This window comes from Streptomyces sp. NPDC059224 (genome assembly GCF_042754285.1).
Taxonomy (GTDB): Bacteria; Actinomycetota; Actinomycetes; order Streptomycetales; family Streptomycetaceae; genus Streptomyces.
Map to the genome: position 1 here is coordinate 52,457 of NZ_JBHZAN010000027.1, position 20,030 is coordinate 72,486.

A 20,030-nucleotide genomic window follows, 5' to 3' on the forward strand; every position below is an offset into this window, starting at 1 on the left:
TGGCACCCTGGACGCATGCCCGAACTGCCCGAGGTCGAAGCGCTCAAGGAGTTCCTGACCGAGCACCTGGTCGGTCACGAGGTCGTGCGCGTCCTGCCGGTCGCCATCAGCGTCCTGAAGACGTACGACCCTCCGCTCGGCGCCTTCGAGGGCAGCGAGGTCGTCGCCGTGCACCGGCACGGCAAGCTCCTGGACATCGAGGGCGACGGCGGCCTGCGCTTCATCACCCACCTGGCCCGCGCGGGCTGGCTGCACTGGAAGGACCGGCTCCCGGACGGACCGCCCCGCCCGGGAAAGGGCCCGCTCGCCCTGCGGGTGGCCCTGGAGACGGGCGCGGGCTTCGACCTCACCGAGGCCGGCACCCAGAAGAAGCTCGCCGTGTACATCGTCCGGGACCCGGCAGAGGTGCCCGGGATCGCGCGGCTCGGTCCCGACCCCCTCGCCGCCGGCTTCGACGAGGCCCGGCTCGCGGCCCTGCTGGGCGGCGAACGACGGCAGCTCAAGGGCGCGCTGCGCGACCAGAGCCTGATCGCCGGGGTGGGCAACGCCTACAGCGACGAGATCCTGCACGCGGCGAAGATGTCCCCGTTCAAGCTCGCGGCGTCCCTGACGCCCGAGGAGGTCCACCGGCTGTACGAGGCGCTGCGCACCACCCTCACCGAGGCGGTGGAGCGCTCCCACGGCCTGGCGGCGGGCCGGCTCAAGTCGGAGAAGAGGAGCGGGCTGCGCGTCCACGGCCGGACCGGCGAGCCCTGCCCGGTCTGCGGCGACACCATCCGCGAGGTCTCCTTCAGCGACTCCTCGCTGCAGTACTGCCCGACCTGCCAGACGGGCGGCAAGCCGCTCGCGGACCGCCGGATGTCCCGGCTGCTCAAGTGACCGGCGTTCACTTCGGGTCCAGGGTCACCAGGCGCTGCCCGTCGGCGTTGCGCACCTCGTAGCGGTCGATCTCCCCGGGGTGCATCGAGGAGCCGCCCGTCATGGTGGAGACCCGGTCGTCCCGGTCCCGTTCGGCCCAGGTGGTCACGATCTGCTCGGAGCCGTCCCGGCCGACCGCGACCAGCCGGCAGGAGCGCGGCCCGTCGGTGTCCTTCACCTGGAGCTCGATCGTGCTGCCGGAATCCGTGTCCTGCGACCTCACCTGCGCCCACACGCCCGACTGCGCGTCGGTGGCCGCGGTGACCCGGACGGCCGGCGGGGCGTCGTGGCCGGCGTACGCCACGATGCCGGGGCCGACGACCGCGAACACCACCGAGGCGGCGAGGCCGTAGAGCAGCCGGCGGCGCTTGACCCGGTGCCGGCTGGCGACCTCGGCGAGCAGCCGGTCCAGCAGCCGGGGACCCGGCTGGGCCATGGGATGGACGAAGCGCGGCGTGGCCCGGCGGTACAGCATCAACTGCCGTGCCGCGGGGCCGAACTCGGTCACGTGTGCCGTGCAGCTGGGGCACTCCATGAGATGGTCCTCGAAGCGGAAGGCCTCCGCCTCGTCCAGCACGCCGAGCGCGTACGCGCCGACGTCGCGATGCCTTTCCAGGGACCTCATGCCGAATCCTCGTGCCGTGAGTGCGGGTGGGGGTTACTCATTGCTCCTTGCCCCCACCCGTACGCAGTCGGCAGGCGTTTCACTCAAGGCACGTACAGAATCGTAATCAACGGATTCGGAGCGGCCGGGCCCGCGGATTGGTGCCGATTCAAAAAAGATGGATGGCGAGATGTCCGAGGGGCAGACCGAGCCGCCAGGCGGGGGTCCACACCTTCGGTCCGTCGTCCTCGCCGAACACCGAGCCGCCGCCGGGCACCGCGTCCAGGTCGGGTGCGAGCAGCTCGGTCTCCTCCAGCCATCGCCAGGCCTCCGTGGCCAGATCCAGGTCGGGGGACGGCCCGCCCGACTCGATCGCCTCGGTGGCCAACCGAGCCATGCGGTCCCCCACCCACTGCTGCCACGGCTGGTCGTACGCCGTCAGTGAAAGCCAGTTCTCCAACTGGGACACGACCCGGATGCCCGACAGTTCGCCGTCCGTGTCGGAGAGGTAGATCGTCAACGCCAGCGCGTCCCGGCCGGCCCGGAACTCGAAGGACGTCGGTGGCATGAGATCGCCGGTGCGCAGCAGCTCGTCGGCGATGTACTCGGCGTACAACCAGGCCATCGGGACCGCCAGTTCCCCGCTACCGGCCCCGCCCGTGCTCTCTTGACCTCTGTGCAGCATCCCGTCCTGCCTTCCTCCGGTGCGCGCGCGTGGCCCCGACCCCGGGTCCGTCCCTCTCCCGGTGCGGAACACGGATGAAGACAGCTGATTGCTCAAACATGGTCCTCAGCAAGGCGCTTTACCGAGGTTTGACCTGGCTTACGGTTTCATCGCAGGTCGGGTGCATAACCTGGCAGAACCCGGCGCAGGGCACGCAGCGCGTAGTACGCCCGCGATTTCACGGTACCGGGTGGAATGCCGAGGGTCTCGGCGGCCTCCGCCACACTCGCCCCCTGGAAATACACCAGCACCAGGACTTCACGGTGTTCCGGGGTGAGAGTCTTCACAGCCTCCCGCACGTCCAGCGCCGCGGCCGCGCGTTCGGCGTGGTCGCCGATGGCCCGGGTGTTCTCCAGGACGGCGTCGTGCACCTCGGGCGGCCGCGCCTGCCGGGCCCGGCGTGCGTCGATGGCGAGGCGCCGGCCGACCGTCAGCAGCCAGGGCAGGACGGAGTCGAAGTCGTCGGCGCGCAGCGCCTCGGGATGCTGCCAGGCGCGTACGAGGGTCTCCTGCACGAGGTCCTCGGCCCGTTGCCGGTCGCCGTCGCTGAGCCGCAGCAGCAGCGCGAAGAGCGGGCGCCCGTGCTCGCGCTGGAGTGCGGCGAGCTCGTGCTCGGCGGTCGTCGTCCCGTCGGGAAGGGTGGTTCCGGCCGTCATGGCCGTATGGCATCGCAGGGCCGGGCGCAGGGACAGGGCGCGCGCCGGGATCTGCGGCGGACGGTCGATCGGGTCGGCGAACGGTGCGACGAACGGTCCGTCACCCCCATTACCCCACCCGGATGGGTCAATCGGGACGCCTGAGTTGTTTGCGACCCCGCTTCAGTTCGTACCCATTGATCTGTAAATCGGACAAGGCTTGCGACTCTGGGGTGCTCCTGATGATCAATCGCAGACGCCAGGTGGCCCTGGCCCTGACCGCCCTCCTCGCCACCGCAGCCGCCTGCCAGAACCACGTACGGCAGGAGAACGCCGCCCCGACCGGCCGGCCGGCACCCTCCGTGCCCGCTCCCGGCGGCGGCTTCACCCTCGTCGCCTCGGGTGACGTCATGCCGCAGAAGTCCGCGCTGGACCACGCGAACCTCGACGCGGGAGGCAACGGCCACGACTTCCGCCCGATGCTGGCGGGCGTCGAACCCGTGGTCTCCCACGCCGATCTGGCGCTCTGTCACCTGGCGACCGTGACCGACGCGGAGGGCGCGGAGTCCGGCTCCGCCGCCGTCACCTCCCCGCCGCAGCTCGCCGAGGGCCTCGCGGCCGTCGGGTACGACAGCTGTTCCACCGCCTCCGACCGCGCCCTCGACGGCGGCGTCGACGGGATCCAGCGCACCCTCACCGACCTGGACCGCACGGGCCTGCGGCACACCGGGACCGCCCGCACCCAGGCCGAGGCGGACGGCGTCACGCTGCTCAACGCGGGGCGCACCAAGGTCGCCCACCTCTCCTACACCTTCGACGTCAACGGCAACGTCCTGTCGCCCGGGCAGCCCTGGGCGGTCAACATCCTCGACGAGAACCGCATCCTCGCCGACGCCCGCGCCGCCCGGCGGGCCGGCGCCGACGTGGTCGTCCTCTCCGTGCACTGGGGCACCGACGGCCAGGACGCCCCCGACCAGCAGCAGCTCACCCTCGCCAAGCGGCTCACCGCGGCCGGCACCGGCGGCCGCCCCGACATCGACCTGATCCTCGGCACCCATGCCCACATCCCGCAGGCGTACGAGAAGGTCAACGGCACCTGGGTCGTCTACAGCCTCGGCGACCAGATCGCCGGCGAGCTGAACAACCGCCAGGGCCGCCAGGACCCGCGCGGCAACCAGTCCACCCTCGCCCGCTTCACCTTCACCCCGCCCAGCCGTCCAGGCGGCCGCTGGGAGGTGGCCAGGGCCGAGTTCATCCCACAGCTGTACGACGTCGACTCCGGCCGGGTCGTCGACCTGAACGCCGCCATCGGCCAGGGCGCCGACTACACGGCCGTACGCGACGGCATCCGGGACGTGGTGCTCGGCCGCGGTGCCGCCAAGGACGGGCTGGTGATGGGGGAGTAGCGGCACTCACGGCACGTCGGGCACTCACTGCACGTGGGGTACTCACTCCACGTCGACGTGGTCGAACGTCCGCAGCAGCTGCTTCAGCACCCGTACGCACGCCGTGATCTCGGCACCGGTCAGACCGCCGCCGATCTGCCGGTTCACCGCGTGCTCGCGGGCGAGGATCGCGGTGATCACGGTCCGGCCCGCGTCCGTGAGCCGGATCAGGGAGGAGCGCTGGTGCGCCGGGTTGGGGATGACCTCGGCCCAGTCGCGCGCCACCGCGTCGTTCACCGTGCGCTGCACGAACTGCCGGCTCAGCGCCATGATCCGGCCCATCTGGGGGACCGTCATCGGCCCGAACCGGAGCAGCAGGTCCAGTACGGAGCGCACGCCGACGGAGGCCCCCTCGATCTGCTCGCCCAGCTCGATCTTGCGGAAGGCGCGCCGGTAGAGCGGGCCGATGAGGTCGTACACCTCGGTGATGCGCTCGCCCAGCTCGTCGGGGGCGAGGGGCTTGTCGATGTCGTTCACCCGGCCATCATGCACCGGGCCGCGGTGACACCCGAGGTGTCAAAGTCGTCATGACAACCCAGTTGTCAAAACTCTCCGAAGATGACACCTTGGTTGTCATGAATGGCGCTGCGGACCTCCGCTTCTTCCCGTCCTCGGACGGCGACCTCGCCTACCTCGACACCGGATCCGGCGACCCGGTGGTCCTGCTCCACTCCGGGTTCACCGACCACCGCTTCTGGGCGGAGCAGATCCCGGTTCTCGCCGCCGGGTACCGGGTGATCGCCCCCGACGTCCGCGGCCACGGGTCCTCCGCCAACGCGACCGAACCGTTCCGCTGGGCCGACGACCTCGCCGGGCTGCTGCGCCATCTCGACGCCGGGCCCGCGGTCCTCGTGGGCGTCTCGATGGGCGGGGTGATCGCCACCGACACCGTGCTGGAACACCCCGAAGTGGTCCGCGCGGTGGTCACCTGCGGGGCCGCCACCGGCGACTTCCGGTACACGGACCCCTGGCACACGGAACTCCAGGCCGAGTACGCCCGCACCCTGGGCGCCGGTGACGTCGAGGGCTGGCTCGACGCCTTCGTGCGGGGTGTACGGGGCGAACGCCGTGACCTCGGTGCCCTCGACCCGGAGATCCCGCGCCGGCTCCGGGAGATGGCCGCACACACCCTCGCCAAGCACACGCCCGGCGAGACGGACTGGCATGTGCGGGTGACCGAGTCCTGGCCCCGGGTCGGGAAGATCGACGTTCCGGTCCTCACGGTCAACGGCGGCCTGGAACCGGCCGATCTGCTCGCCGCCGCCGAACGCCTCGCCCGCGAGGTCCCCGACGGCCGCGCCGAGGTCGTCGAGGGCGCGGACCACTACCCCAACCTGGAGCGGCCCGAAGCCTTCAACGACCTCCTGCTCGGCTTCCTGCGTGGGCTCTAACGCCCGGCCAGCCGCGACCTCTTGTACGAGTAGCCGAAGTAGATCACGCACCCGATCACGAACCAGACCGCGAACCGGACCCAGGTCTCCCACGCCAGGAACGTGATCAGCCAGACCGAGAAGACGACACCCAGCGCCGGCACGAACGGCATCCAGGGGGTGCGGAAGCCGCGCGGCAGGTCCGGCTGCCGGTAGCGCAGCACGATCACCGCCACGCACACCACCACGAACGCCAGCAGGATGCCGATGTTGGTGAGTTCGGCCGCCTCGCCGATCGGCACGAACCCGGCGAGGAGCGCCGAGGCCGCGCCGACGATCCAGGTCACCCGGGTCGGCACGTGCCGCGCCGGGTGCGTCTTCGCGAACCAGGAGGGCAGCAGCCCGTCCCGGGACATCGAGAACCAGACCCGGGTCACGCCCAGCATGAAGGTGAACATCACGGTGAGGATGCCGATGATCGCGCCCACCGCGATCACGTCCGCCAGACCGCTCAGCCCCACCGACTTGAAGGCCGTCGAGAAGCCGCTCTCCGGGTCGATGTCCTTGTAGTCCTGCATGCCGGTGAGGACCAGACAGGCCGCCACGTACAGCACCATGGAGATCGCCAGTGAGTAGATGATCGCCTTCGGCATGTGCCGCTGCGCGTCCTTGGACTCCTCGGCAGCCGTCGACATCGCGTCGTATCCGAAGACCGCGAAGAAGACCGTGGCCGCCCCCGTGAACGCCCCGCCGACGCCGAACGGGAAGAAGGGGTGGTAGTTCCCCGAGTCGATGTGGAACATCCCGACGCCGATCACCAGCAGCACCACCAGCACCTTGAGCACCACCACGACCGTCTCGAACCGGGCCGCGCTGCGGATGCCGAGGTTGAGCAGGCAGGCGATCAGCAGACAGAGCACCGCGGCGAACAGGTCGACCCGGTGGCCGGCGCCGGTGCCGGGCGCGCCCAGCATCCACCGCGGCAGTTCCGCGCCCATCTCCTCGACCAGGAAGCCGAAGTATCCCGAGATGCCGATCGCGACCACCGCCACGATCGCCGTGTACTCCAGGAGCAGGTCCCAGCCGATGAACCAGCCCGCGAACTCACCGAGCACCGCGTAGCCGTACGTGTACGCCGAACCCGCCTTCGGGATCATCCCGGCGAACTCGGCGTACGACAGCGCCGCGCAGGCGCTCGCCAGACCGGCGACGAGGAAGGAGACCAGCACGGCCGGACCGGCCGTCTCGTTGGCGACCGTGCCGGCGAGGGTGAAGATGCCGGCGCCGATGATGCCGCCCACCCCGATCGCGGTCAGCTGCCACAGCCCGAGCGATCTGTCGAGCCGGGCCCCCTCGCCGGTCTCGGACTCCTCGATGTGTTCGATGGGTTTGCGACGGAGAATCCCTTCACCCATACGGAGCTTGGCCATGTGCCTCACCTCTTCGCTGATCGCGAACGGCTGACCGCGGATCATGATGGCTCAGGGGCGTCACGGACGGAAGACGCCACGCACGCTCTCGGCCCAGCCGGGCACCCAGGTCCGGGCCGCGGGACGCGGCGGCCGGGCACCGGCGAGATGGGCGCGCAGCACGGCCAGCGCCGGGTGCGGGTTGGCGGCCGTCCAGAGCAGGGAGTGCGGATAGACGGGGGTCGGGTCGAGCAGCGGGATGCGGCGCAGATCATGGCCTCCCGGCCAGACCAGCCGGGTCCGCTCGCTCACCAGCGTCGCCAGGGTGCCGGAACCGGCCACCGCGTCCTGCACCGCCCCGCTGAAGTTGGGGCCCGACGAGTCGATGGTCAGGCCGAACTCGGCGGCGAGGGAAGCGTAGTAGGCGGCCCACTCGGTGCCGTCCACGATGCCCGGCATCCAGATCCGGTGCCCGGCCAGTTCCCCGGGCGAGACCGCGTCGCGGCCGGCCAGGACATGCCCCGGGCCGGTGAGCAGCTGGACCGGCTCGTCGTACACCCGGGCCGCCTCGACGCCCCGGGGCAGCGGCCGGCCGGGCATGGCGACGGCCCGGAAGGACGCGTCGGCCGCACCGGAGCGCAGGGCGGTGAGCGCCGAGTCCACGTCGAAGAGCGTGACCACCTCCAGGGCGATCTCCGGATGCGCCTCGTGGAAGCCGCGCAGCAGCGCCGCCGGGGCCAGCCGCGCGCCGACCACGTCGACCCGCAGGGGGCGCCGCCCGGACCGTACCGAGGCGGTCGCGCGCTCCTCGGCCAGCAGCAGCTCACGGGCGTGCGGCAGGAAGGTCCGGCCGTCCACGGTCAGGTCCGCACCCCGGGGGGTGCGGGTGAACAGCCGTACCCCCAGCTCCTTCTCCAGCGCCGCGATCCGCTTGGAGACGGCCTGCTGGGTGACCGCCAGCACGGCGGCGGCCTCCTGGAACTGTCCCGAGTCGGCGACGGCGACGAAGGTGCGTACGGCTCTGAGGTCCACGCCCGACACCGTACAACCGATGGTTGTGACGGACACCCGGTGGGTTGTTTGATTCGGCGGCCACCTGCACGTTTTCATGTCCCGGGTCAACGGGAGGTTGTGCATGGGGCGGCGGTTCGGGTGGCTGTGGGCCGCGTATTCGGTGAGCGTGTTCGGCACCTGGCTCGCGTTCGACGCGTTCCCGCTGATCGCGGTCCTGGTGCTGCACGCGAGCGCTGCCCAGGTCGCACTGCTCGCGGCGACCGGGCCCGCGGTGGGCGCCGTGGTGGCGGTGCCGCTCGGCCCCTGGGTCGAGTTCCGTCGCAAGCGGCCCGTCATGGCCGGGATGGACCTCCTGCGGTGCGCCGCGCTGCTGAGCGTCCCCGCCGCCTACGCGCTCGGCGGGCTCGGCATCGCTCAGCTGACGGCCGTCTCCGTGGTGGTCGCCGCCGCGGACATCACCTTCAACGCGGCCTCCGGGGCCTTCCTGAAGTCGCTCGTGCCGCGCGACCGGCTGCTGACCGCGAACGCCCGCTTCGAGTCCACGATGTGGACCGCCACCGTCCTCGGGCCCCCGCTCGGCGGCGTCGCCATCGGCGTGCTCGGCCCGATCACGACGGTGGTCGCGAACGCGGTCAGCTTCCTGCTGTCGGCCCTGGGCATCCGCGCCGTCGGTGACGGCGAGCCGAGCCCCCGGCGCAAGGGAGCCGAACGCCTGCGGGCCGCCGATCTGCTCGACGGCTGGCGGCACATCCTCACCAGTGCGGAGCTGCGGCCCCTGTTCCTCAACGTGGCCCTGGTCAACGGACTGATCATGGCCACCGCGCCCCTGCTGGCCGTCCTGATGCTCGGCCCGCTCGGCTTCGCGCCCTGGGAGTACGGCCTCGCCTTCGCCGTGCCCTGTCTGGGCGGCCTCGTCGGCTCCCGCCTGGCCCGCCCGCTCGTCGCCCGCCACGGACAGCGCCGTGTGCTGCTCACCTCGGGCGTGCTGCGCGCCGTGTGGTCCCTCGGGCTGGCCTTCGTCCGGCCGGGGCTGCCCGGACTCCTGCTGATAATGGTCACCGAACTGGGACTCATACTCTGCGCCGGAGTCTTCAACCCGGTGCTCGCCACCCACCGCCTGGACCACACCCCGGACGACCGGACCGCCCGCACCCTGTCCGCCTGGTCGGTCGGCACCAAGGCCTCCATCGCCACGCTCACCGCGCTGTGGGGAGTACTGGCGGGCCTCACCGGGACGCGCACCGCGATCGCCGCGGCCGGGGTCCTGCTGCTCGCGACCCCGGCACTGCTTCCGCGTGCCCCGGCCCGGGCTACGGCACCACCGTCACCGGCCACCGTCCCGCCTTCACCAGACGGATCGCCACCGAGCCGATGAACCGGTGGCCGGCCTGCTCGGAGGCGCCCACCACGACGGCGTCCGCCTTCAGTTCGTCGGCCGCCTTCACCAGCCCGGCATAGGGGTCGCCGCGGAAGGTGTGGAACTCCCAGCGCACCTCGAATATCCCCTTGAGCCGCTCGGTCGCGTCCCGGATCTGGGCGACCAGGTCCTCCGCGATCTCGTCGGTCGTCTCCGCCACCGGGGCCCCGAGAGCCGCCCCGGCCGCCAGGACCGGCTGCACGTACACCACGGCGAGCAGCGCGCGCTGCCGCCGGGCCAGACCGGCGGCGTAGGAGGCCGCGCGCCACGAGGATTCCGAGCCGTCCACACCGGCCACGATGACCTTGGGCCCGTCCGTGCCCCGCTCGAACTGGTGTTGTTCCGCCACGCCCCGAGGCTATCGGAATTCACCGGTCCGGTGAGTGCCCAGGGTGGCCCGCCGCGCGCCGCACGGGCGCGGGTCGGTGGGGAACGGCGCGAGCGACCACCCACCAGCCCGCACCCGCTCTTCGGGCTCTGGCCGCTCGACGGGCGAGTCCGGCGGGCGCTTCCTACAGTCGGAGCATGAGTGCCGCCGTCGAGCCCGCCCCGGGCAAGGAGACCGCTCGGCCGCCGCGCCCGCCTCGCGGCGGACGGCTCACCTGGGTGCCCGAGGCCTTCGGCGCCTTCTTCGGCGCCCTTGCCCTGCTGTGCGCCCTGCTCTCCGTCATCGCCCCGCTGCGCGCGCTGCTCCGCCCGGTCGTGCACTTCCTCAACGCCGTCGTCGTGCCCGTCAGCCCCAACCTGGCCTACGCCGTCTTCCTGTTCCTGCTGGGCGGCGCCACCGCCGCCCGCAAGAAGGTCGCCTGGTGGCTGGTGGTGATCTATCTCGGCCTCCTGGTGCTGGCGGACATCCTGACCGTCGCCTTCGGCTTCGACTGGTACTCCTTCAGCTCACTGCTGGTGTGCGGACTCGCCCTCGCCCTGCTGATCGTGGCCAGAGGCGAGTTCTACGCCGCCTCGCGCCGGGCCGCCGTACGCCGGGCCCTCGGTGTCCTCCTCGCCGGACTGGTCGTGGCGATCCTGGCCGGCTGGGGGCTGGTCTCGCTCTTCCCCGGCTCGCTCCCGCACGGTCAGCACCTGGCCTGGGCGGCCGACCGGGTCTGCGGCGGTCTCGTCGACGGCGGCAGCTACGGCGGCCGCCCGCCCCGGTTCGTCGCCTTCCTGCTCGGCCTCTTCGGCGCCCTCGCCCTGCTCAACGCCGCCGCCACCCTGTTCCGTTCGCAGCGCCTGGAAGCGGCCCTGCACGGCGACGACGAGACCCGTGTCCGCGCGCTCCTGAAGGCCTACGGCGACCGGGACTCCCTCGGCTACTTCGCCACCCGGCGCGACAAGGCCGTGGTCTTCTCGCCCAGCGGCAAGGCCGCCGTCACCTACCGGGTCGAGGCCGGCGTCTGCCTGGCCAGCGGCGACCCCGTGGGTGACCCGGAGGCCTGGCCGCACGCCGTCGCGGCCTGGCTGGACGTGGCCCGCCGGCACGCCTGGGTGCCCGCGGTGATGGGCGCCTCCGAGGACGGCGCCAAAGCCTACGTCCGCGCCGGGCTCGGCGCCCTGCAACTCGGCGACGAGGCGATCCTGCACGTCGCCGACTTCGACCTCGGCGGCCGGGAGATGCGGGTCACCCGGCAGGCCGTCAACCGGGTCCGGCGCTCCGGCGCCACCACCCGGGTGCGCCGCCACGCCACCCTCACCGAGGCGGAGATGGAGGAGGTCGTCGACAAGGCCGACGCGTGGCGCGACACCGAGACCGAGCGCGGCTTCTCCATGGCCCTGGACCGGCTCGGCGACCCCGCCGACGGCGACTGCCTGCTCGTCGAGGCCCTCGCCGAGGACGGCCGGCTGCTCGCCCTGCTCTCCTTCGTGCCCTGGGGCGACGACGGCGTCTCCCTGGACCTGATGCGGCGTGACCGCGCCGCCCCGAACGGCGTCATGGAGTTCATGGTCGCCGACCTGTGCGCGGCCGCTCCCAAACTGGGCGTCCGCCGCGTCTCGTTGAACTTCGCCGTCTTCCGCTCGGTCTTCGAGGAGGGCGCCCGCATCGGCGCCGGACCGGTGCTGCGCCTGTGGCGCCGGCTGCTGCTGTTCTTCTCCCGCTGGTGGCAGCTGGAGGCCCTGTACCGCTCCAACGCCAAGTACCGCCCCGAGTGGTACCCGCGTTTCATCTGCTACGGCGAGACCGGCTCCCTCGCCCGGATCGGCGTCGCCTCCGGAATCGCCGAAGGCTTCGTCTCCGTACCCTCCTTGCGCAAACTCTGGGGAAAGGGGCGCCCGAAGACCGGACCGCGGCCCGTCGAGGCGCAGCGGTCTTCACCGGTGCCCGGTCTCGACGGAGGGGACGAGGCCGGCCCCGGAGTTCCGGAGCCCGGCCTGCCGGACCAGTTCCGCGTCCGGCGCGGCAAGCTGGACCGGCTGCGCGCGGCGGGTGTCGACCCCTACCCGGTGACGACGGGACGGCCCACCCGGGCCCTCGCCGAGGTCCGCGACGGCGAGCGGGCCACCGTCGCCGGACGGATCATGCTGGTCCGCGACTTCGGCGGCATCGTCTTCGTGACCCTGCGCGACTGGTCGGGCGACCGCCAACTCGCCCTCACCAGAGCCGAGTCCGGTCCCGCCCTGGCCCGCTTCACCGCCGAAACCGATCTGGGCGACCAGATCACCGCCACCGGCCGGGCCGGCCTCAGCGACAAGGGCGAGTCCACCCTCTTCGTCACCGACTGGCAGCTCACCGCCAAGTGCCTGCGTCCCCTGCCCGACAAGTACCGGGGCCTCACCGACCCCGAGGCCAAGGTCCGCCGCCGCTACCTCGACCTCGCCACCAGTCCCGCCGCCCGCGCCGTCGTCCGCAGCCGCTCCACCGCCGTTCAGGCACTGCGGCAGGGCCTCCTCGACCGCGGCTACCTGGAGGTCGAGACGCCGATGCTCCAGCAGATCCACGGCGGCGCCAACGCCCGCCCGTTCACCACCCACATCAACGCCTACGACCTCGACCTCCATCTGCGCATCGCCCCGGAGCTGTACCTGAAACGGCTGTGCGTCGGCGGGATGGAGAAGGTCTTCGAACTCGGCCGCACCTTCCGCAACGAGGGCGTCTCCCACAAGCACAACCCCGAGTTCACGATGCTGGAGGCCTACCAGGCGTACGCCGACTACGACGTGATGCTCGACCTCGCCCGCGAGCTGATCCAGGGCGCCGCGACCGCCGCCCTCGGCTCCCCGGTGGCCCGCCGGGACGGGCGGGAGTACGACATCTCGGGGCGCTGGCCGGTCAGGACCGTGTACGGGGCGATCTCCGAGGTACTGGGGGAGGAGATCGGCCCGGGCACCGAGCTGCTGCGGCTGCACCGGCACTGCGACCGGACCGGGGTGCCGTACACCGCCGACGACGGGCCCGCGGACGTCGTCCTGGAGATGTACGAACGCCTCGTGGAGGAGCGGACCGAGCTGCCCACCTTCTACAAGGACTTCCCCACCGACGTCTCCCCGCTCACCCGGCAGCACCGCACCGACCCGCGGCTCGCCGAGCGGTGGGACCTGGTGGCCTTCGGGACCGAACTCGGCACCGCCTACTCCGAGCTGACCGACCCCGTCGAACAGCGCCGCCGGCTGACCGCCCAGTCGCTGCTCGCGGCCGGCGGGGACCCCGAGGCGATGGAGCTGGACGAGGACTTCCTGGACGCCCTCGAATACGCGATGCCGCCCACCGGCGGTCTCGGCATCGGCGTCGACCGGCTGGTCATGTTCCTCACCGGCCTGACCATCCGGGAGACGCTCCCCTTCCCGCTGGTGCGCCGCCGCTGAGCCCCAAGTTCCCCGACAGTCGTCCGGCCAGGGGCACTTGACCATCTCTTTCCGAAAGCTCCGCGCGCTGGTCCGTGCGGGTGTTTTCGTGCCGCCGCACCGGTGTCTAAGTGGTGCGCCCAAGCCCGGCCGGGCGACTGATGAGTCATGCAGAAGGATCAGATGTTCACCCGTCGCCGGCTTCTGCTCGCCGGCGCGGCCACTCTGGGTGCCGCGGGCACCGCGGGGATCGTGCTGGCGAGCGACGGCGAGGAGACGGCGGGCACCGTCGCCCCGGCCGCCGGACCACCGGCCCGGCAGGCGCTCAAGTCCTCCGCCTTCCGGCTCCAGCCGCTCACCGGATACGGCCCGCCGCCCACCGCGCCGCGCAAGCTCAAGGTCCGCAGGCAACCCATCCTGCGGATCCCGGGAAGCGGCCGGCGCATGATGCTCACCTTCGACGACGGACCCAACCCGGCCTACACCCCGCACATCCTGGACACCCTCGCCAAGTACGACGTGCACGCGACGTTCTTCCTGTGCGGGGAGTGCATCGTCGAGAACCGGGAGCTGGTGGCACGGATGGCCACCGAGGGCCATGTCGTGGGCAACCACACGTGGACGCATCCGCTGCTGACCACCCTGACCCGCCGTGAGATCCGCGACGAGATGGAGAGCACCAGCGACGCCATCGAGGACACCTACGGCGAACGCCCCCAGTGGTTCCGCGCCCCCTACGGCGCCTGGAACCGCGCGGCCTTCCAACTCGGCGCCCAGATGGGCATGGAGCCCATGGCCTGGACCGTCGACAGCACCGACTGGACCACCCCGGGCACTCGCACCATCGTCGACACGATCGAGAAGGGCGCCGGCCCCGGCGTCGTGGTGCTGTCCCACGACGCCGGGGGCGACCGCTCACAGAGCGTCCAGGCCCTGCGGGAGTACCTGCCCTACCTGCTGGACAACGGCTACCACCTGACGGCGCCGCGCCGCCGCACCTGAACCGGATCCGGGCCGCCCGGCCGGGTCCGGGTCAGCGGGCCTCGACCAGGCGGGCGAAGACCACCACGTTCCCGTCGTAACCGTTCTGCTTCGAGAAACCGCCGCCGCAGGTGATGACCCGCAACTCCGGTGTGCCCTTGGAGCCGTAGACCCGGTCGCCCGGGAAGTCGGCCTTCGCGAAGACCTCGATGCCGTAGATCTCGAACACCGCGGTCTTCCCGTCGGTGCGGTCGACCTCGATCCGGTTGCCCTTCTTCAGCGAACCGAGACCGTAGAACACCGCCGGTCCCTTCGTGTTGTCGACATGGCCGACGATCACGGACGTGCCCTTCTCACCGGGCGAGACACCCCCGGTGAACCAGCCGGCGAGATTCGGGTCGTCCGGCGGGGGCGCGGCGACCCAGCCGTCCGCGTCCAGGCCCACCGGCATCACAGGAGCGTCGACACGGATCGCGGGGATCCTGATCCTGTTCGCCGCCGAATACGGCAGCGAGGCGGGCGCGGTGGCGAAGGTGTCCGGGACCGTGCTACGGGTGTCCGGGGCGGCGGCCGAGGCCGGCTGCGGCGGACCGACGTCGAACTCCCCGGAACCATTGCGGATGAGCGCCAGGCCGGTCAGCAGAACGAGCGCTATCACCCCCCAGGGGGCACGCTTGCGCCGCCGCTCCTCCTCTTCGGCCAGCTCGGAAAGTTCGGACGCAGACATTCGCCATCCCCTCTCGACGCGGCCGCCGCGAAATCCGTAGCGCGCAGGTCCGCAGCGCGCATGGGAAAACGCTAAGTCCCGCACGCGCGTGCGGCGACGGGGCAACGGGCGAACGGGTGGCCCGCGCGCATTCCGGTGCGCCATCCGAGTTGCCGTTCCCAGGATTTTTCTGACGGTCTGTGACCTGCGGCAATATCCGATTGTGTGCTTTTCGCTCGGCGTGTCTTCTCACCAGGACGGACCATTCTCGACATGCGGGCGTGTTCAAGGCATCTGAGGGTCTATGCGGGAGGTGCTTTCTCGCCGATCTACCGGGGACGGTTCCCGGGGCGCCTTCCGCGGAGGAAGAGATGCGAAACTCACGTGCGCTGGCGGCCGCGTGCACCGTGGTCGCCGTTCTCGGCGCCGCCGCCCCCGTGGCCGTCGCCGACGGCCTGGGCAATCCCGGCGGCCCGCCCAACACCCAGGCCCCGGTCGTCGGTGGGACGGGCGTCGCCCCCGGGGCCGGTGTCGCCCCCGGGGCGGGCGTCGGCGTCGCGCCCGGCGTCGGTGTCGCCCCAGGAGTCGGGGTGGGGGCCGTCCCCGGTATCGCGGCGATCCCCGGAGTCGTCGTTCCCGGGTACGGCTTCGGCGGAGGCGGGTTCGGACGGGGCAACTTCGGGGGGCGGGGCTGCGAGGGCTTCGGCGGGCGGGGTGGCAATGGCTCCGGCGGCTCGGGCGGTAATGGCTCCGGCGGCTGGGGCGGCAATGACTCCGGCGGCCGGGGCGGCGACGGGTTCGACGGACGGGGCGACGACGGGTTCGGCGGTGGCGGAGGTGGTGGCGGCGGAGGCGGTGGCGGAGGCCGAGGGGACGAGGGGCGGTTCGACGGCGGCTTCGACTGCGGGGGAGGAGAAGGGGTGCGCGACATCGTCGCCCAGCCCAGGGCGATCATGAGCGGCGCCCGCCTCACCGTCACCGTGAACGGCTGCCGCAGCGGCTCCATGAGCTCCCGCGCCTTCCGGACGACGTCGCTGTTCCCTTTCGGCGGGGACATGGCGCGCGGTGTCGCCACCATCGAACGGGATGCCCGCCCGGGCCCGTACGACCTGACCGTCCGCTGCAACGGGGGGCGGACCCTGACCCGGCAGAACGCGTTCTATGTGCTCGGCGGGGTCAGGGGCGGCCTCGGTGGCAGTGTCTCCAGCGGCGCCACCCCGGCCGACATGGCGATCGGCGGGGGGCTGGTGGGTGCGGCCGTGCTGGCCGGCTGCGGGTTCTGGCTGCGCCGTCGGCACGAGAAGCGGTTCTGACCGGTGCGGGCCGTCTTCGCCCCGGCCCCCGCGCGGGAGCGGGGCGAAGACCCGCTCGCTCGGGCGGCGGGCCGGGAGGCGATCAGTCACCGGTCTCGCCGGCCCGTCGGCGCGCGATGCGGTACGCGGTGCCGACCGAGCCCATGACGAGCGCGGCGCCGAGGCCGATCTCCTGGAGATCGAACCCGTCGACGCTGCCGCCCGCACCGGCCCGTACGCCCCGGTCGGGCGGGAGGGGCTGCGGGTTGAGTTCCGTACGCCCGTCGACACCGCTGTCGGCGCCGCCGTCGGGCTGCTCGTCCGACCGGTCCCCGGTGTGGTCGCCGGACTGGCCGTCCGTGCCGCTGTGGCCATCTCCCGCCGACTGGCTGCCCGCGATGCTGAGTTCGGCCGACCCCGTCCTCCCGTCGCAGTCGACCGTCACCCGGTACGACGTCCGTGAGCGGGCGTCCCGGTCCACCGTGGCCGCCACCGTGTCCCGTCCCTCCGGGATCCGGACCGTGTCGAACACGTCCGAAGTGATCGTCGCGGCGCCCCGGCACCTCTCGCCGCGGTCCAGCCGCAGACTGACCCGGCCGCCGGCCGAGACGGTGGACGGCGTCACGTGGACGCCGAAGGAGGCCTGCCGCCCGCTGTCACCGCCCCCGTCGGCCTTGTCGTCCGTGAGGGCGGCCGGCGCGCCCAGGACGAGGGCCCCGATGCCGAGCAGCGCGGCCGAAGCGAGGCGTATTGCGTGCATGCTGGTTCCTCCGGTCCCCGAGGAGCTGTCCGCGGACCTGTTCCGCTCGTGCCGGACACGCACCTCGCTACTCGGAACGCTAGGAAGGTCCGTACACGCGCGCGAACGCAGTAGTGCGAACGGGGGATGCCGGTGGGCCGTCCTGGGGACACCCGCGGCGTGGCGCGTCGCGGATGTCCTGCCCGGGCCTCCGGAGTCCGGGTCCCCTCAACCCCTGAGGTGCGGGAAGAGGTTCAGGAAGGGCTGCGCGGTCGCGGTGATGCCCCGGCTGTACGGTTCGTCGAAGTCCCAGATCAGGAAGAGCATGAAGGCGATGGTCGCGGAGAACAGCCCCGCCAGGATCAGTTCGCGGCGGGTGCGCCTGATCTGCAGGGCGAAGACCATGCCGACGGTGACCACGGCTCCGGTCAGCAGCCCGAACCACACCACGCTCGGCATGGTCGCCCCGGTCGAGTCGGCCCGGGCACTGCGCGACTGGTCGAGAGCGGCGACCTGGTCCACCAGCGGCTGGTAGGCCTGCGCCTGGAAGTCGGTCTTCGGCTGGTAGTCGGTGACGTCCTGACGGATGCGCGCGAGCAGGTCCGCACCGCGCGGGGTGAGACGGCCGTGGTCGGCCATCTCCTTCCACTCCCTGTCGGCGACCTGCTGGGCGTAGGCCTCGACGTCCGCCCGGATCCGGTCGCGGGCGTCGGGCGGGTACACCCGTACCCGTTCATAGATCTCGTGCAGTGCCTGGGCCTCCGCCTGGACGTGGTCCTGGGCGGCGCTGCGGGCCTCCCACACCCCGGCCACCGCCAGACCGAGGACGATGGCGTAGATGACGCCGATCCACATGGTCATGTACTCGATGACGTCCGGGGTCTCGGAGGGATCCTCGTCATCGGCCGCCCTCTTGTGCCGTACGAGGGTGATGACGACCACCACGGCACAGGCCGCGAGCATCGCGAGGACGAGAACAAGCCAATCCGGCAACGGAAGCCTCCAGAAATCAGCGGGCCGGCCGTCAGCGCGCGCGGAACGCGGCGATGGCGACGATGGCGGGTACGGCGATGAGCAGGACGTAGGTGACCGGAGAAGTGCGGTTCGGGGCCGTCGTTCCGGTCGACTGGATGTGGTACGGCGGATAGCTCACCGGGGTCGGCGAGGGCCGCGGGGTGGGCTTGGGCGGCGGGGTCGGGGTGGGCGTCGGCCTCGGCTCGGGCCGGGGAGCCGGTGGCGGGGCGGGCGTGGGCCTCGAGGCCGCCGCCGGGGCCGGCGGCGCGGGGGGCGGTGGCTTCGGGGCGGGTTTCGGTGTGGGCGTGGGCTTCGGAGTGGGCTTGGGCGTGGGGGTCGGTTTCGGGGGCGGAGGCGGTGATGGCGTGGGCGTGGGCGTGGGCGTGGGTGTGGGGCAGGGCGGTGGCGGTTCGGGAGGCGGGCAGAGTGGGGGAGTCGGCCAGGAGTCGCCGGCGACGGCAACCGCCCACGTGCCGTCGGGGCCCGTGGAGGCATAGGCGCAGGCGTCGGCCGACGCCGTGCCGACCGGGCAGCCCACCAGGGTCCAGGTCAGCGTCAGCAGGGCCAACACCTTCGGGACGGGGGCGAGTCGGGTCGCTTCGGGTGCATGCACGACCGAGATCATGAGGCGTCGCGTGCCGTCGCACGCCCGAGTGGGGAGGGATTGGCCCGAACGGGGGACAGGTGGCGTAAACCGGTTTGAATCGTACGGTCCGTCACTTGGCTCGAAGCGCACGTCCGTGCGGGACGTGCGCCGAGGACGCCGTGTCCGGGAAGAAATTTGTGCGGCCGTTGAACACTTCGGCCCCCGGCATCCGTACCTGGTGTCGTGCGGCGGCGCACAGGCGCTGCAATATCCAGGCGATTATGGGGAGTTGAAGATGAAGACCTCCTGGAGGAGCGCCTCTTTGGTGGCCACGGCCGCAGGCGTGCTGGCTTTGACGACGGGATGCGGCCAGGACAATGTGACCACTCCGTCCTCGGCGGCCCAGAACGTCGGTGCCACGGCCCCGGCCGGCGTCGGCAACGTGGGCAGTGTGACCAGCCCCTCCACCGGCGCCGGCAACGGTTACGGCGCGGACGGCAGCCAGGCTTCCGGCTCTCCGGCCGTGGTCGCTCCCGCGGGCAAGGTGAGCGTTGCCAGCAACCCCGATCTGGGCAAGGTGCTGACCGACGGCAGCGGTCTCACCCTCTACCGGTTCGACGCCGACACCGCCAACCCCCCCAAGTCGAACTGCGACGGTGACTGCGCCACCACCTGGCCGCCGGTGCCCGCGGATGACGCCTCGGCCGGTGAGGGCATCGACAAGGCGCTGCTCGGCGAGGTCACCCGCACCGACGGCACCAAGCAGCTGACCGTGGGCGGCTGGCCGATGTACCGCTACGCCAAGGACGTCAACGCCGGTGACGTGAACGGCCAGGGTGTGGGCGGCAAGTGGTTCGCGACGGCCCCCGACGGCAAGAAGGCCACCCTGGCGGACCTGCCCGGTCTTTCCGTCCGCAAGGACGCCAAGCTCGGTGACATCATCGTCGACAAGAACGGTATGACGGTCTACCGCTTCATCAAGGACAAGGCGTGGCCCAAGTCCGTCTCGAACTGCACCGGTGACTGCCTGGCCAAGTGGCCGGCCGTCGCGGAGGTCGCCACCAACGACACCAAGGGCATCGAGAAGAAGGGCCTGATGGGCTTCGCCCGGTCCGACAACGGCCAGAAGCAGATGACGGTCGACTGCTGGCCCATCTACACCTTCTCCGGCGACTCGAAGGCCGGGGACACCAATGGTCAGGGCGTCGGCGGCACGTGGTACGCCGTCTCGCCCGAAGGAAAGCTGGTCGGCGCGCCCGGCAAGTAGGGGATCACCTCCCCAGGGTTGATCGCCCCCGCCCAGGTCCACGTTCGCGCACCGCGGAAGGGAGGGCAGAGGCCGGCGAGAGTCCCGGACGACGGCACGACGGCGCACGACCGCCCGCCCCCTCCGCACCGC

The 20,030-nt window shown here is 71.9% G+C and carries 19 protein-coding genes; 8 read left to right on the forward strand and 11 right to left on the reverse strand.

Annotated elements, in window-relative coordinates:
• Positions 1 to 15: 15 nt before the first annotated feature.
• Positions 16 to 879, forward strand: coding sequence for an Fpg/Nei family DNA glycosylase (locus tag ACFXI4_RS28850; RefSeq protein ID WP_384996368.1), 864 nt, complete (start codon positions 16 to 18; stop codon positions 877 to 879).
• Positions 880 to 886: 7 nt separating this feature from the next.
• Here ACFXI4_RS28850 and ACFXI4_RS28855 read toward each other — a convergent pair whose 3' ends face one another.
• The 3 genes from ACFXI4_RS28855 to ACFXI4_RS28865 all read right to left on the reverse strand — a co-directional run bounded on the left by ACFXI4_RS28855 (position 887) and on the right by ACFXI4_RS28865 (position 2,902).
• Positions 887 to 1,543, reverse strand: coding sequence for a zf-HC2 domain-containing protein (locus ACFXI4_RS28855; protein WP_384996370.1), 657 nt, complete (start codon positions 1,541 to 1,543; stop codon positions 887 to 889).
• A gap of 148 nt (positions 1,544 to 1,691) precedes the next feature.
• Positions 1,692 to 2,207 (reverse strand): hypothetical protein, encoded by a 516-nt coding sequence (locus ACFXI4_RS28860; RefSeq protein WP_384996373.1) that lies wholly within the window; start codon positions 2,205 to 2,207, stop codon positions 1,692 to 1,694.
• Between the two features lie 146 nt (positions 2,208 to 2,353).
• Entirely contained in the window at positions 2,354 to 2,902 is a 549-nt protein-coding gene (locus ACFXI4_RS28865; RefSeq protein WP_351703654.1) for a sigma-70 family RNA polymerase sigma factor, read from the reverse strand.
• Positions 2,903 to 3,123: 221 nt separating this feature from the next.
• Between ACFXI4_RS28865 and ACFXI4_RS28870 the strand changes: the two genes are divergently transcribed.
• Positions 3,124 to 4,287, forward strand: a complete 1,164-nt coding sequence (locus ACFXI4_RS28870) for a CapA family protein (RefSeq protein WP_384996376.1) — start codon at positions 3,124 to 3,126, stop codon at positions 4,285 to 4,287.
• A 42-nt stretch (positions 4,288 to 4,329) separates the two neighbouring features.
• Here ACFXI4_RS28870 and ACFXI4_RS28875 read toward each other — a convergent pair whose 3' ends face one another.
• Complete coding sequence (locus ACFXI4_RS28875) at positions 4,330 to 4,803, reverse strand: MarR family winged helix-turn-helix transcriptional regulator (protein ID WP_362715378.1); 474 nt, start codon at positions 4,801 to 4,803, stop codon at positions 4,330 to 4,332.
• A gap of 98 nt (positions 4,804 to 4,901) precedes the next feature.
• On the opposite strand from ACFXI4_RS28875, the gene ACFXI4_RS28880 reads away from it, so the two are divergent.
• Positions 4,902 to 5,717 carry an alpha/beta fold hydrolase gene (locus ACFXI4_RS28880; RefSeq protein WP_384996379.1) on the forward strand — a complete coding sequence of 272 codons (816 nt, stop codon included), beginning with the start codon at positions 4,902 to 4,904 and terminating at the stop codon, positions 5,715 to 5,717.
• On the opposite strand, the gene ACFXI4_RS28885 is transcribed toward ACFXI4_RS28880, so the two are convergent.
• Entirely contained in the window at positions 5,714 to 7,126 is a 1,413-nt protein-coding gene (locus ACFXI4_RS28885; RefSeq protein WP_384996382.1) for an amino acid permease, read from the reverse strand. The genes ACFXI4_RS28880 and ACFXI4_RS28885 overlap by 4 nt on opposite strands.
• Positions 7,127 to 7,186: 60 nt before the next feature.
• Positions 7,187 to 8,137, reverse strand: a complete 951-nt coding sequence (locus tag ACFXI4_RS28890) for a LysR family transcriptional regulator (RefSeq protein WP_384996384.1) — start codon at positions 8,135 to 8,137, stop codon at positions 7,187 to 7,189.
• 103 nt (positions 8,138 to 8,240) lie between these two features.
• Between ACFXI4_RS28890 and ACFXI4_RS28895 the strand changes: the two genes are divergently transcribed.
• Positions 8,241 to 9,494 (forward strand): MFS transporter, encoded by a 1,254-nt coding sequence (locus tag ACFXI4_RS28895; protein ID WP_384996386.1) that lies wholly within the window; start codon positions 8,241 to 8,243, stop codon positions 9,492 to 9,494.
• On the opposite strand, the gene ACFXI4_RS28900 is transcribed toward ACFXI4_RS28895, so the two are convergent.
• Positions 9,430 to 9,885: a universal stress protein gene (locus ACFXI4_RS28900; RefSeq protein ID WP_384996388.1), complete on the reverse strand. Its 456-nt coding sequence runs from the start codon at positions 9,883 to 9,885 to the stop codon at positions 9,430 to 9,432. The two genes, ACFXI4_RS28895 and ACFXI4_RS28900, sit on opposite strands and share 65 nt — an antisense overlap.
• A 176-nt stretch (positions 9,886 to 10,061) precedes the next feature.
• Between ACFXI4_RS28900 and lysX the strand changes: the two genes are divergently transcribed.
• Complete coding sequence (gene lysX, locus ACFXI4_RS28905) at positions 10,062 to 13,334, forward strand: bifunctional lysylphosphatidylglycerol synthetase/lysine--tRNA ligase LysX (RefSeq protein WP_384996390.1); 3,273 nt, start codon at positions 10,062 to 10,064, stop codon at positions 13,332 to 13,334.
• Positions 13,335 to 13,481: 147 nt separating this feature from the next.
• Positions 13,482 to 14,315 carry a polysaccharide deacetylase family protein gene (locus ACFXI4_RS28910; protein ID WP_384996394.1) on the forward strand — a complete coding sequence of 278 codons (834 nt, stop codon included), beginning with the start codon at positions 13,482 to 13,484 and terminating at the stop codon, positions 14,313 to 14,315.
• 31 nt (positions 14,316 to 14,346) lie between these two features.
• Here the strand turns inward: ACFXI4_RS28910 and ACFXI4_RS28915 are convergent, their stop codons facing one another.
• A complete protein-coding gene (locus ACFXI4_RS28915) occupies positions 14,347 to 15,021 on the reverse strand; it encodes a class F sortase (protein WP_384996397.1) in 675 nt (224 codons plus the stop codon).
• 350 nt (positions 15,022 to 15,371) lie between these two features.
• On the opposite strand from ACFXI4_RS28915, the gene ACFXI4_RS28920 reads away from it, so the two are divergent.
• Positions 15,372 to 16,313, forward strand: coding sequence for a hypothetical protein (locus tag ACFXI4_RS28920; protein WP_384996400.1), 942 nt, complete (start codon positions 15,372 to 15,374; stop codon positions 16,311 to 16,313).
• 82 nt (positions 16,314 to 16,395) lie between these two features.
• On the opposite strand, the gene ACFXI4_RS28925 is transcribed toward ACFXI4_RS28920, so the two are convergent.
• The 3 genes from ACFXI4_RS28925 to ACFXI4_RS28935 form a co-directional block, all read right to left on the reverse strand.
• Complete coding sequence (locus tag ACFXI4_RS28925) at positions 16,396 to 17,052, reverse strand: hypothetical protein (protein WP_384996402.1); 657 nt, start codon at positions 17,050 to 17,052, stop codon at positions 16,396 to 16,398.
• A 207-nt stretch (positions 17,053 to 17,259) separates the two neighbouring features.
• A complete protein-coding gene (locus tag ACFXI4_RS28930; protein ID WP_384996404.1) occupies positions 17,260 to 18,024 on the reverse strand; it encodes a DUF4239 domain-containing protein in 765 nt (254 codons plus the stop codon).
• Positions 18,025 to 18,055: 31 nt separating this feature from the next.
• Complete coding sequence (locus ACFXI4_RS28935; protein ID WP_362732327.1) at positions 18,056 to 18,184, reverse strand: hypothetical protein; 129 nt, start codon at positions 18,182 to 18,184, stop codon at positions 18,056 to 18,058.
• A gap of 742 nt (positions 18,185 to 18,926) precedes the next feature.
• On the opposite strand from ACFXI4_RS28935, the gene ACFXI4_RS28940 reads away from it, so the two are divergent.
• Positions 18,927 to 19,898: an SCO0930 family lipoprotein gene (locus tag ACFXI4_RS28940; RefSeq protein ID WP_384996406.1), complete on the forward strand. Its 972-nt coding sequence runs from the start codon at positions 18,927 to 18,929 to the stop codon at positions 19,896 to 19,898.
• Positions 19,899 to 20,030: the final 132 nt, after the last annotated feature.